Genomic DNA, 12,065 nt, shown 5'->3' with positions numbered 1-12,065 from the left:
TAATATTAAGAATCTAAACTACTGTAATAATTAATTGGTCTATGATCGTTAAACAGGAATGCTTCAGGATGAACAGTTTTTAATTGTTTTTGACCAGATTTCCAGAAAAGTCCAACAAGAATACCTGTTAACACTAAAGCAAGTGAATAAGTTAAGATGCCTAAGCCCATATTAAATCCAATTGGTTGAGATAAAATATAAACAACTACTGCATACAACATGAACATAGCTGGTACAAATGTTACCCAATAATTTCGTCTTTTTAGGATGAGATATCTTGTAGCAACTAATAAACCAATAACAGCAGTTACTTGATTTGCCCAGTTAAAGTAACGCCATAGGAGATTAAAATCAACGTGTGTAAGGACAAATGAAATAACATATAATGGGATAGTTACAGCAAAGATTTTTGGAAGAGTATCTTGTTTGACATGGATATAATCAGCAACGATAGTACGTAAGCTACGGAAAGCTGATAAACCAGATGAAACAGGGAGAACAATAACACCAATGATAGCGATAGTTCCAATTACACTACCGAGTAACATTAACATTACTTGATTGACAACTGCAGAAGGTGTCCCAGCAGCAATCATTTCATAGAGATTTTGACCTTTGAACAAGCTCATTGAAGCACCTGCCCAAATCATCGCAATTACTCCTTCTGCAATCATCATGCCGTAGAAAGTGAAACGCCCTTCTCTCTCATTAACAGTTGTTCTTGAGACCATAGGTGCTTGGGTAGCATGGAAACCAGAGATGGCTCCACATGAAATGGTAAAGAATAAAGCAGGGAATATCCCAAGCCCAGCTGGATGCATATTTTTAAAGGTTTCAAAAGTTAAGTTTGGCATATCAAAGCCACCAGTTAATAAACGGAAGCCAACTGCTGCCGTACTAACCATTAAGATGACGCAGAATACAGGATAAACTTTACCAAGTGCTTTATCAATAGGTAAGACTGTAGAAATAAGGTAATAAACGAAAATAAGACCGATTATCCAAGGTAAAGATAGTGTCCCAGCTGGTAAAATACTTAGGATAAGATTAGCTGGAGTTACCACAAATACGGTTGCAACTAAAATAAGTAATAGCATTGAAAAAATGTTGATCACATGCTTCATTGACTTTCCAAGATAGCGACTAGCTAATTCAGGAAGATATGCACCATTATTTCTAAGAGAAATCATTCCAATCATATAATCATGAACAGCCCCTGCAAAAATACATCCTAAGACTATCCAGATATAAGCAACTGGACCATAGAGTGCTCCTAAAATAGGTCCAAAGATAGGTCCGGTTCCTGCGATGTTCAATAACTCAATCATCCCATTCTTCCATTTTGGCATAGGAACAAAATCATATCCATCCCTTAATGCTTCTGCAGGTGTTTGGCGATTTTCATCAATTTGAAAATTCTTTTCAATGTATCTACCGTACGTGAAATAACCAACAATTAAAAGGGCTACCCCTCCTAAAAATGTTACCATATCACTGCCTCCTAAAAATTTTTTTGCTTAATTTTATTAAGCGTTTTCATGACTTTAGTATAGCATTGAAAAATTGAAATTTCCTATTTTCAAGATGAATGGTTGTTTTTTAGAAATGAATAGTCTAAGTTTTATGATGAATAACTTTTCATTAGTTAGGTAGATATGCCTAACATTTGTTTTAGGGGTTTTACATTTGCTCTGCTAACAGGAACTGTTATTTTATTACAAAGGTGTAACTGAAGTGTTTGGTTAAACCAAGGTTCAATCGTTTTAATAGCATTAATGTTCACAATGTAAGAGCGATGTACCCGTACAAATTGAGATGATGGTAGTTTATCTTGCCATTGTTGTAGAGAGCCATCAATTTCATAATTTTTATCAGGTGTTTGTATAATCAGTTTTCCTTGCATAGCTTCAATCAAAAGGATATCATCCGCCGACACCAGATAGATTCGATCTTCTACTGTCAATGGATACTGTTGCTTGAAGAGAGGACCGGAAGTTACGCTCTCTATAATTGTAGATGTACTTAGCGCTCCTTTTACTCTATCCATAGCTTGCTTTAGCCTATCAAAATCATAGGGTTTTAACAAATAATCACGCGCATCATGCTCAAAAGCCTGAATAGCATATTGATCATAAGCAGTCGCAAATATCAATAATGGTGGTTTGGGCATTTTATTGATATACTCTGCTAATTGCAACCCAGAATCATCTCTGAGATGGATATCTAACAGTGCTACATCAAAAGTTTCTCTAAGTAAAATAGCTAATGCAGTAGCCATATCATGCGCCTCTGCTATAACGAGGTTAGAATCATACTTATTAAGAAGGTAAATTAATTCGTTACGTGCAACTGGTTCATCATCAACTACTAAAACTTTCATACAATACCTTTCTAATTTTTAATGGGGATATTAACAATAGCACAAGTTCCTGAATCATTTGATTCAAATTTTAAACTTGCTTGTCCATCATAAATAATATTCAAGCGACGAACGAGATTCTCAATAGCTGTACCAGAACCTTGTTTTGAAATTTGAGTTTTTTTTCCAAGCGTTATTAATTTTTCTTTTGGAATCCCAATACCATTGTCTTGGACAATGATATGAAGCCTATCATTATTTCTTGTAATAGTAACCTTTAGCTGATTATTTTTATTAATATGCTTAAAAGCGTGTTTATAAGAGTTTTCAATCAAGACCTGCAATGTAAAGGGAGGAATCATTAAGTTGTCATCTGAATTTGTTTGGTTGTCTAAATTAAAGGCCACCATGTTAGGAAATCTTGCTTCTTCAAGGGCTAAATAGGCGTTAACCTGTTCCAATTCATCATGGAGAGGAATTAAATTTTGCTTTGCCCGTTGAAGATTAGCACGAATAACCTTGCTAAAATCTTGGACGAGCTTTCTTGCTTTTTCGCTATCCATGCGAATTAAACCATAAATAGTATTGAGTGCATTAAAAAGAAAATGCGGATTAACCTGCGCTTGGAGAGACTTCATTTCCGCATCCTGTAGTAGCCTTGTTGCTTCCTCAGCTTGTCCCAAAGCTAACTGAGTGGAAAAGATATTGCCTAATCCTTCAGCTAATTGACGGTCAACGTAAGTCATATGTTGTGCGTCTGAAAAATATAATTTCAAAGTACCCACTATAACATCGTGGATGTGTAATGGAATAACAATTGCTGAACTAAGTGGGCAATTGTTATGGTCGCATTCGATTTCACTTTTATCAGTTGCGACACTAACTTTACCAGTATCTATTGCTCTTTTAGCAAGCTTTGTTAATATTTGAGTATTAGGAAGATGATGGTCAGCTCCATCTCCTACATAGGCTAAAATGGCTGATTGACTAGTCAGGCTAACAGCACTCACATCCATATGTTTATGAATAATTTCAGCTACTGGTTGACAAGATTCTGTTGTCAGTCCCTTTCTAAGGTAAGGAAGGGTTAAATTTGCTAATTCAAGTACTTGATGGGTTTGAAATGCTTTAGCATGTTCTTCTAATTTTTGAGTAGATGAAATAATGGATATAAATATACCTAAACCTAAAGTATTACTTAAAATCATTGGCATGCTGATAAAAGATACTAATCGAAACGCCTGATTAAAGTCAACACTAAAAATGAGGATACAGATCATTTGTAGAATTTCCATACCGAAACCAACAACCATTGCATCTAAAACACGAATTTTATTATAATTTTTACGAAGATAATTGCCTGATAACCCAGAGCATAAACCAATTAGTAAGGAAGAAATGACATAAATATGAGGGGCTAATCCTCCTTGCAAGTACCTAACGAATACAGATAAGAGACCAACTATAATACCGACTATGGGGCCACCGATTAGACCTGATACACCAATGGTTAAAACACGTGTGTTGGCAACCGATGATTGATCTGCTATATGATTAAGAGTTTGTGGAATGATAGATAAATCTGACTGAATTTCTACCCCTGTAAAATTAGAAATAATAGCAAATAAGCTAAATAAGATAAGCAGAATATACTGGTGTTTTTTTAATTCGGGTTGCTTCAAAGTTTGTTTTATAAAGGGGATATGCACAAAGGCATAGGCTAATAATATGATTAACCCCGCTCGCTCCATCATAATTAAAAAGAGTGTCATTAAATCTCTCCAAAGTATTAATTAGTCCGTTATAACATAGGTATAAAATGATTCATTTCATTACTCATTTAAAATGTCTCTCTATCAAGTATTCTCAAGACAATTAAGGGGATATCCATCAACAACTATTATGAAAACAACTACTTAAGGATGATAGATACTTTCACTAAAAAATTTTGATTAATCAAATATATTATTATTATAGCATATCAAATATTATTTTTTACATATTTATTAATTAATATGTAACACCCATTATCTGAAGTGTGTAGGTGAGGTCTAAGTAAAGAATTTAAGCGTTTTGATAATAAAAAAGTGAGAACAATAGATTCTCACTCACAATTAGCCTGGTAATTTCTCACACGATTTGGTACTGCTTTTTAAAATTGGGCGATGGTGTTATTTTTAATATGAGTAGCTGCACTCGAATCCGATTGCTCAAAAGCACTTGCCGCTCCATTGAGATAGCTATTCAGATCAGAAATAACTGGTTGAATGTTTTGGCTGACTTCTTTGATAACTTTTGATCCAGCTTCTAAGTATTTTCAATGTTCTTGAACCCATTGGTGATTTTTTTTACTAAGTCACATGCTGTTAAAATCATCATTAAGCTTATCCCTCCCATAATAATAATCAATTTTTTAAATCCTTTAAACATCACTTTTCCTCTTATCTTATTGATTTTTTCAATTTTATTGCTGTCTTGACGTTGCTATCGCAAACAACCAACTCAATGCAATATAGTTATGGTATACATATCAATGTAAGAATCAAGATTTTTAAATTCATATTATTTGTATGATATTCAGGATTAGCTATTTTTGATTTCACAAAAAAACCTTCTTCTACTTTTTCTAGACTGATTCTTTCTTCCCACTCCTTCGTATCAATAGTTAAACAAAGTACTTTAAATCCTACAGAGGGTCATTCCATCAATTAATGGTATCATCGCGCTTGAAGCATGGCATAGGTTTTGGTATTAGAAACTGAATATGAATTCTATTATCTGTTAAAAAAATCAATATCACCAGAGTATTTATAAAACATAACGATAAAAAATCAAAAAATATTTTTACTATTTCCCTTAATTTCATGAGATTTAATTTCCCTTTTTGTGTATTATTTCTATTCTACACTAGTCTTACCCTTAGAAATATTTTTCCAATTTTCAATGACACGAGCTACTCTTTCTTGCTCTTCGTCATGGTACCTCCAAAAATTACTTCATCAATATCTTCCTCATTGAAATAATATACTTGTTCTAAATTGAGCTCTCTGGAAAAATCCTGCCAGATAATCAAAATATCATCTTGATCAATAATATTTGCTCATGAAATGGCTCCACAAAATTTCTTACATCTTTAACATTTTCATAGAGTGCTTTTACTCCACAATGGCCAAAGTACCTATAACAACTGCTACTACTGGTACAAATTGGAGCTGTTATGATTACTACAAAAACACTCTCAGCAAGCGTAGAGACTATTCTACCTACTTCATTTTTTCTAGATATTTATTGCTCCTACCTTAAATTAATTAATTTATCACTCATATTCGGGATGCTTATGAATATAATATGTTGCATAAAGGGAATCGACAATCAGAGCTGGAAAAGTTGCCGTAAATAATACACCTCCAATCAAACCAAAAATATTTTCAATACTACCTACAAGAAAGACTGGAGAAAGCATCACTAAACCAAAAATAATTCCATAATTAATTTTTAATTGTTCCTTTTTTCCTTTTTGTAATTTCCACTGATTAAATTTCCATTTTTTCCCCTGATTTTTTGGTAAATAATAGAAATAATATATTCCAGAAAATACAATAAAAATAATTAACATTATCATAATATACATTTTTGCCATCTCAGTATAATAAATTGATTGAATATGTCCAAAATTTCTATTATTTAAAAACATTGCCAAGCCTATAAAATCAAAACCTATAATAAGTGTTAGGAATACTAATGATAATAAAATATAAGAAATTTTTTTTAAAAAATTAGATATTTTTTTAAAAAAAAGCGAAATAATTATTGAGACCAAATTAACAAAAATGCATACAGAAAATATGAATTTTATAAAACCTAAAGGATCACCAAAATTACTTGCATATAACCCTATGCAAGATATAAATAGTCCAATCCATGGAAAAATTTTAATATATGAATATTCTATTTCAAACTCAATTAACGGTCCATGATATCTATGGTTGCTCTGTTTCAAAAATTTTACCCTCCAAATAAATCTTTTAATCCTTTTTTAGCAAAACCTGTAATTGATTCATTACCCAACTCCTTAACTTTAAAATTCAAAGCAAAATCAAATGCCAGCCCTGCACTGCTCCAACAACGGTTCCCACAGGTCCTCCTACCAAAGTTCCTATTGCTGCACCGGACAATGCATCTACACCTGAATCTATAGCAAAGTTTTTGATTTTTTGATCTAGTGTAGAAGTCTTATCATCAAAAAAGTCTTTTTTGGCATTAGTTTCTATATTGACTATTTTCCCAGTCCAACCTAATACTTTACCAGCTTTAGCAATTCTTCCTAATTTTCCCCATCCTTTAAAAGCATTTTTGGGATTTAATTCAAGGACTTCATTTTTAAGGGATTTTATTGCTGCATTATTCAAAGTAACTCCTTTTGACGCAATTTTTCTGAGCTTATTTGAATCTTCTAAAGCTTTTTTCTCAACTGTTTAGCATCTTCTTCTCGTTTTTTCATACCTGTTTGAATTGTTTTTGTCCATTCTAATCCCTTACCTGAGGTATCAAATGTACCATTGAAATTTCCAAAACCTTCTGAGAATAGTTAAGGCCTGCCGAAACGACATCCTGAACTTCTGTTAGTCCACAAAAGACTGTTGAGGATTCCGCATTGAATTCCATGAGATATTTTTTAAATCATAGGTTACCTTTAATGCCAGAAAACTCCTAAGAGATTTCATGAACTAGCTGTCACTTTATAAGTGATCACAAGCTAATAACAAAAGTGAAATGAATCATTAACTTTTCTAAAGTTAATAAAGAATGGAATTAGCTCAATTGCCACTCTAGAAGCGAGAAAGTCACCATAAGAATGACCTGTTGTGACAGTAATATTATCGCCATTACTTTGAACACGATCATAAAAGCTAGTAGCTTTGTCTCCTAATCGTTTTAAATAAGCAGAGTTATTAGCACCGATATTTGCATCTGAAATAAAGTCGGTTGCCCCATCAGCATCCTTATTAGTACCCGCATAAGCTATATAAGTCTCACCAGTATTTTTATCTTTTACAGCAATAGCTGCAATACCAGTCTCTTTGTCATACATACCGTCACTATAAGTTAAATCAGTTCTATCAATTAGTTGATTTAACTCTTTTTTAGTACTTTCACTTGCTTCTTTTATGTCATCACCATTATTTAAAGCATCTGTATAAGCCCTCTCATATTTGTATACATAATCTGATAAATCTGCTGATGTTTTAACCCGATGTTCTAGTTTTATAGTTACATTATCATTTCCCATAACTTCTCCGTTTATTTTCTAAAACTATAGGTCTCACCCAAATAGTATCTCTTGTTTTTAGTTTTTATCCTTAGTGTATAGTCAAAATTATTTTTTCCACTTTTTGTAAAAGTAATATCTGCTTCCTTAATATCAGATATTTTAAATTTATCTCTCATTTTTTAATAAGCTTCGACTGTGTCGGCAATTCATATGTTATATCTTTCAACTCAGTTTCCGGATGTTTTAATAAATAACTTTTTACTTTTAATTTTTTTAATTCTTTAGTATCCATTGCTCCGATAATAAAGTCATCAAATGTAATATTCGGTTTCCCTTTTGGATAAACTATATTATTTTTAAAATATTCAAATGGGACCTCTTTATTTTCTAACTCATTATAGCCACCCGGCTTTTCTATTTGACTTTTTCTTGTTTCAAACTTCCCTAAATCCTTATTTTTTTTTAAATCTTGAATACTATAGAAATATTCTAAATCTAATGCATCACCTGAATCCGATACTAATAGTAAGTATTTTTGTATTTTGCTCAAATCTTTATCTTTTTGTGCTAAAAACTCAAAAAACGGTTTAAAATTTTGTTCAGCTTGGTACTCTTCCTTTGTGCGGTTTTCTGGGATTTTTGAATCCTTACATGCTGTCATCATTATCATTATTAATAAGCCTCCAATAAGCAGTAATAGTTTTTGTTTTTTCATATGCTCAATGCTCCATTTCTATTTCTTGAGTGATTTTAAGCATTCTTTCTTGTCTTCTATCATGAATATAAATCATATCTGGTTTCAAATAAGGTTCTTTTGAATTATATGATTTCGGTAATACTGACTGATCCATAACTCTCATTCCTAAGAGAACATACTGTGCCTGTGTTCTAATAGCTTTTGGAACATCTGAGATATTAGTCATAAGGTATGATGCTAAACCACCAAATAAGAAATAAATATGATATTTGTGAGCCGAGTCAAGTAAGAATAAAATCTGTTCTCTATCCATATTTGTTTCTGCCACAAAACTATTCATATCAGGAATAGTAACAAACCATGATTCTATTTTACCAGATTCTTCTCTTAAATAGATTTCTGAAACAATAGCTTCTAAATGCCCTGCTATTTCACTTCGATTATTGATATATTCAATTTGTTGTTCTGTCAAATCATCATAATCAGAAGCAGTGTCTAAAAGATAAACTTACTATCTTTAATCAATGAAACAGATTTAACTAAGAAGCGCATCAAGTTAGACAAATTATCTGGATTGTCAGAAGTAAAAAGTAACTGTTTGAATTTCGAAAGTGGAATGCTACAATTATCAACTTCTTTTAAGCTAATACCAAGTGAAATCTGATTAGTCTCACTTGCTTTTTTAACATCCTCATATGCCTTAAACTCCTCAAAGGTAAGTGTTTCTGGAACAATTGGAATGGCTATTGGTCTCGGTCCAGTCCATTTGGTGATAAAAATCTGTTGATTTTAAAGTTCTTATGAAAGATAAAAGGGTCTTAGATTTTGACAAGCTAAGAACCTTTTGTTTTTCAAAGAATAATTATCTACTTCTCCCCAACTACATAAGTCAATTGTGCTGCTTCTGCTGCACTGAAGGTGCGGTAGGAGATGGTGCCAAGTCCTAGGACATTTGATTCGGAGATCGGGATAGATCCGTCTTCCTTAACGTCTTCGACGATGGCCACGTGGCCGTAAGTTCTATCAGCACCAGCTTGGCCGGGGCTAAATGAGATGGCGTAGCCTGTTTTTGCCTCGTGTGTGGTTTGATAGCCCGGCTTATTTTTCCAATCGCCACCATTACCCATAAATGGTCCAAACTGGTAGCCAAGTTCTTTGGCCCCAAGGGTAAGTGCCTGCCACATAGTTGCCCGCTTGATTAGCTCTTGAAACAGAGTAACTCGTTGGGACTGCCATCATAGCGACGGACGACGTGTTGAGCGGTTCCTTTGAAATCTCAGAAATTCCGCCATGCGCGTCAATCCACTTGTCAATGCTCTCCATAATGGCCGCACGACGTTTACCAGAACCGCTAGCATCCGTGAAGTAAACCCCACCTCGAGCCGCTACATTCAAGTTGCCAGTTGACAAGAATTGTGCTTTTTGGTCTTGAATGGCAAAGCTGGTGTTTTGGTTTTGGATGATGGTTTCCTGCGTCATTTTAATGACAGCCTTGTCATCACTAAAGTTTTGAGCGTTAGTTGTATTGTTGTCAACTGCCCCAAAACCAAACATATTAGCACCTGGTGCTGTGGCAACGCCTTGTGTACCAAGCGAACTTTCTGCGATAGCAATGGCAATGATTGCACGCGCATCCAGACCAGATGATTTCTCTCGGTCTAAGATTTTTTGACCGTCGATGCGACTGCTATCGTATGTGATACCTGTCGACTGTAAGAATCCATCAAGCTGTGCGGCAGTAATGCCGTAACGGTGAGACAATAGATTGTGTGTATAAGCATCATTGCCTATCCAGTGTTTGACATAAGCTGCGCTAGCCATTGCCGTAGGTATGGCAACATCTGGCAAATCAATGCCACTCGTAATGGCTGGTGTCACAACTTCAGATTTCTGAGGTGTTGCTGTCACTTGAGGTTGGCTTGGCACCACTGGTGTTACAGACTGACTAGGAGCTGGAGTTTCGGGTTTGCTTGTATCTGTTTGCGTCCCAGCCTGTGTTTCTCCTTTGGAATCACTTGTTGAAGGAACTGTTTATCTGGACTAGTCGTCGGATTAGTTTCTGTTTGTCCCTCAATTACAGTCTCAGTAGGAGCTGTTTTGCTATCTGCTGGTTGGGCATGGAGATCAGTTGAAGGCAGACTTGCCTCAGGTACCACTGTCGTCGCTTCTGATGAAACTGACTCAGAAGCGCTTGTCGCCTCAGCTGATGAATTTTCTCCAGCTTTTTCACTTGTTTGATCAGTTACAGTCGTAGCTTGCGTCAAAATAGTTTGTGCATCCTGAGCAAAAACCGTAACAGCCGATAAGTTTGACGTGGCAATTGCACACAACAAACACAATGCAATATATTTATCTTTTTTCAAAACGTTTTTCCTTAATAGTTTATAGAGTGTTTAAAGAATTTAATATTAAAAATTACTTTTCTTTTATTCTTCAGATGACTATTTTAAAACGTCTACTGAAAAGTGAGGGTATTTGATATCTTTTATTTATTTCAAAAATATTTTTTGCATCTCCTCTTCATTTTCATCATAGTAACCTTCAAACAAGACTTTATCTATATCTTCCAAATTGAAAAAATAAGTTTCATTTCCAACTATACTAATTGGGAAAATACATCCAGAATAATCAAAATATCCCAATTGACCTTCATTGTCATATAACGGAAATCTTGATGTAATCATGACTTTCTGACTATCATTTTTTAATTCAATGACACTTCCTAGAGTATGTATTTTATCCATTTTTTCTTCTATTTTTACAATTAAAAATTATATTGCTTTTTTATTTCATTTATTGCATTTTTTCTTTCAAAAAAATCAATATTTTCTAATAACAATCTTGATAATATTAGTAACATAAGTGCTATAGGAAAAAATATCAATACTGAGTATTTAAAATATAACATTATTAGGAGTAGGGATATAAATAATGAAATTACTAATAAAAATAACAGTTTATTCGACAATTCTTCAGCAGAAACAATTATATTTGCTATTTTTTCTTTGTCAAATTCCATTTTCTCGTAACTAATATTATCGATATTTCTCTTTTGTTTCGAAACTATATTGTTTAATTTGTTAACTACTACTAGTGCAATTACGATAAACATTATTGCAAGAATTAAATTCAACTTTAAATTAGCTATTGTTCTATACCAATTATTAATAGGAATGAGTATGAGAACAAGAAACGTAATAATACTAGAATATTTTTTAATATTTTCTAAATTTTCTTTTTGATAATTAGGCGTTTCAAAACTTTTAATGTAAAAAATTTTTGTATCAAAATTATAATAATAACCTTGATTTCCGTCATGATATATTTCTGCATATGATTTCTCTCTATGTATCAAAATAAATTCCTTCTCAATTTATACTACCTGTTGAATCATACATTAATTCAAAAAAATCACTAACATTGTTAATTGTATCCTTCGATGCTCTTTTTATAATATGATTTATTTCATCTTTATTATCATAAACATAATCGAACACCATCGATCCACCTACACCTATTACTGCTGTAGCACCAAAGTCCACAGCAGAACCAACAACAGGAGCAGGCGGTGCAAGTACACCTGTTGAAATTAATAGTCCAGCTGTTGCGGTACCCGCAGCCGTTCCTACAACTTTTGCAGCACTACCAATTATTACGGGTGCTCCTGTCTTCATAGTTGCATCTTCTACATCTTCTCCACCTTTTACTTGAGCTGCTCCAAAGTCAATTGCAGCCCC

15 protein-coding genes and 2 pseudogenes are annotated in these 12,065 nt (G+C 33.5%); all 17 read right to left on the bottom strand.

What is annotated here, in order from left to right:
• Positions 1-5: 5 nt before the first annotated feature.
• The 17 genes and pseudogenes from HMPREF2818_RS07285 to HMPREF2818_RS10230 all read right to left on the bottom strand — a co-directional run bounded on the left by HMPREF2818_RS07285 (position 6) and on the right by HMPREF2818_RS10230 (position 12,002).
• On the bottom strand, positions 6-1,490 hold the full coding sequence (locus tag HMPREF2818_RS07285; protein WP_000256021.1) for a carbon starvation CstA family protein: 1,485 nt from the start codon (positions 1,488-1,490) through the stop codon (positions 6-8).
• A gap of 155 nt (positions 1,491-1,645) precedes the next feature.
• Positions 1,646-2,380, bottom strand: a complete 735-nt coding sequence (gene ltdR / locus HMPREF2818_RS07280) for a response regulator transcription factor LtdR (RefSeq protein ID WP_000866959.1) — start codon at positions 2,378-2,380, stop codon at positions 1,646-1,648.
• 11 nt (positions 2,381-2,391) lie between these two features.
• The gene (locus HMPREF2818_RS07275) at positions 2,392-4,131 is read right to left on the bottom strand and encodes a sensor histidine kinase (RefSeq protein ID WP_000171901.1); all 1,740 of its coding nucleotides are present in this window, start codon (positions 4,129-4,131) and stop codon (positions 2,392-2,394) included.
• A gap of 535 nt (positions 4,132-4,666) precedes the next feature.
• Positions 4,667-4,789 carry a lipoprotein gene (locus HMPREF2818_RS09960; RefSeq protein WP_000472358.1) on the bottom strand — a complete coding sequence of 41 codons (123 nt, stop codon included), beginning with the start codon at positions 4,787-4,789 and terminating at the stop codon, positions 4,667-4,669.
• Between the two features lie 467 nt (positions 4,790-5,256).
• A pseudogene (locus tag HMPREF2818_RS09955) lies at positions 5,257-5,436 on the bottom strand (DUF4176 domain-containing protein); the annotation flags it as partial.
• Between the two features lie 239 nt (positions 5,437-5,675).
• Entirely contained in the window at positions 5,676-6,359 is a 684-nt protein-coding gene (locus tag HMPREF2818_RS07270) for a hypothetical protein (RefSeq protein WP_000814337.1), read from the bottom strand.
• Between the two features lie 85 nt (positions 6,360-6,444).
• Positions 6,445-6,768 (bottom strand): hypothetical protein, encoded by a 324-nt coding sequence (locus HMPREF2818_RS07265; RefSeq protein ID WP_001057649.1) that lies wholly within the window; start codon positions 6,766-6,768, stop codon positions 6,445-6,447.
• A 50-nt stretch (positions 6,769-6,818) separates the two neighbouring features.
• Positions 6,819-7,024 (bottom strand): annotated as a pseudogene (locus tag HMPREF2818_RS10465) (hypothetical protein); the annotation flags it as partial.
• A 91-nt stretch (positions 7,025-7,115) separates the two neighbouring features.
• Positions 7,116-7,649 (bottom strand): hypothetical protein, encoded by a 534-nt coding sequence (locus HMPREF2818_RS07260; protein WP_000526054.1) that lies wholly within the window; start codon positions 7,647-7,649, stop codon positions 7,116-7,118.
• Positions 7,650-7,803: 154 nt separating this feature from the next.
• Entirely contained in the window at positions 7,804-8,346 is a 543-nt protein-coding gene (locus HMPREF2818_RS07255) for a hypothetical protein (RefSeq protein WP_001867152.1), read from the bottom strand.
• 4 nt (positions 8,347-8,350) lie between these two features.
• Positions 8,351-8,800, bottom strand: a complete 450-nt coding sequence (locus HMPREF2818_RS07250) for a hypothetical protein (RefSeq protein WP_001867149.1) — start codon at positions 8,798-8,800, stop codon at positions 8,351-8,353.
• 394 nt (positions 8,801-9,194) lie between these two features.
• Positions 9,195-9,455, bottom strand: coding sequence for a CHAP domain-containing protein (locus tag HMPREF2818_RS07245; RefSeq protein WP_001866146.1), 261 nt, complete (start codon positions 9,453-9,455; stop codon positions 9,195-9,197).
• On the bottom strand, positions 9,448-10,254 hold the full coding sequence (locus HMPREF2818_RS07240; RefSeq protein WP_223297800.1) for a hypothetical protein: 807 nt from the start codon (positions 10,252-10,254) through the stop codon (positions 9,448-9,450). The genes HMPREF2818_RS07245 and HMPREF2818_RS07240 overlap by 8 nt, the downstream gene beginning before the upstream one ends.
• A gap of 8 nt (positions 10,255-10,262) precedes the next feature.
• Positions 10,263-10,691 carry a hypothetical protein gene (locus tag HMPREF2818_RS07235; RefSeq protein ID WP_000710899.1) on the bottom strand — a complete coding sequence of 143 codons (429 nt, stop codon included), beginning with the start codon at positions 10,689-10,691 and terminating at the stop codon, positions 10,263-10,265.
• A 126-nt stretch (positions 10,692-10,817) separates the two neighbouring features.
• On the bottom strand, positions 10,818-11,072 hold the full coding sequence (locus HMPREF2818_RS07230; RefSeq protein WP_000357796.1) for a DUF4176 domain-containing protein: 255 nt from the start codon (positions 11,070-11,072) through the stop codon (positions 10,818-10,820).
• A 20-nt stretch (positions 11,073-11,092) separates the two neighbouring features.
• Positions 11,093-11,683: a hypothetical protein gene (locus HMPREF2818_RS07225; RefSeq protein WP_000581833.1), complete on the bottom strand. Its 591-nt coding sequence runs from the start codon at positions 11,681-11,683 to the stop codon at positions 11,093-11,095.
• Between the two features lie 13 nt (positions 11,684-11,696).
• On the bottom strand, positions 11,697-12,002 hold the full coding sequence (locus HMPREF2818_RS10230; RefSeq protein WP_000847738.1) for a hypothetical protein: 306 nt from the start codon (positions 12,000-12,002) through the stop codon (positions 11,697-11,699).
• Positions 12,003-12,065 lie beyond the last annotated feature (63 nt).

The sequence above is a fragment of the Streptococcus sp. HMSC076H09 genome (genome assembly GCF_001811765.1).
GTDB lineage: Bacteria > Bacillota > Bacilli > Lactobacillales > Streptococcaceae > Streptococcus > Streptococcus agalactiae.
This window is presented reverse-complemented; position numbering and strand designations above follow the sequence as displayed.

Coding starts and splice junctions, on each gene's coding strand:
- HMPREF2818_RS09960 (WP_000472358.1), bottom strand. CDS start 4,789: ATGTTTAAAGGATTTAAAAAATTGATTATTATTATGGGAGGGATAAGC.
- HMPREF2818_RS10230 (WP_000847738.1), bottom strand. CDS start 12,002: ATGAAGACAGGAGCACCCGTAATAATTGGTAGTGCTGCAAAAGTTGTA.
- HMPREF2818_RS07245 (WP_001866146.1), bottom strand. CDS start 9,455: ATGGGTAATGGTGGCGATTGGAAAAATAAGCCGGGCTATCAAACCACA.
- HMPREF2818_RS07230 (WP_000357796.1), bottom strand. CDS start 11,072: ATGGATAAAATACATACTCTAGGAAGTGTCATTGAATTAAAAAATGAT.
- HMPREF2818_RS07255 (WP_001867152.1), bottom strand. CDS start 8,346: ATGAAAAAACAAAAACTATTACTGCTTATTGGAGGCTTATTAATAATG.
- HMPREF2818_RS07275 (WP_000171901.1), bottom strand. CDS start 4,131: ATGACACTCTTTTTAATTATGATGGAGCGAGCGGGGTTAATCATATTA.
- HMPREF2818_RS07285 (WP_000256021.1), bottom strand. CDS start 1,490: ATGGTAACATTTTTAGGAGGGGTAGCCCTTTTAATTGTTGGTTATTTC.
- ltdR (WP_000866959.1), bottom strand. CDS start 2,380: ATGAAAGTTTTAGTAGTTGATGATGAACCAGTTGCACGTAACGAATTA.
- HMPREF2818_RS07260 (WP_000526054.1), bottom strand. CDS start 7,649: ATGGGAAATGATAATGTAACTATAAAACTAGAACATCGGGTTAAAACA.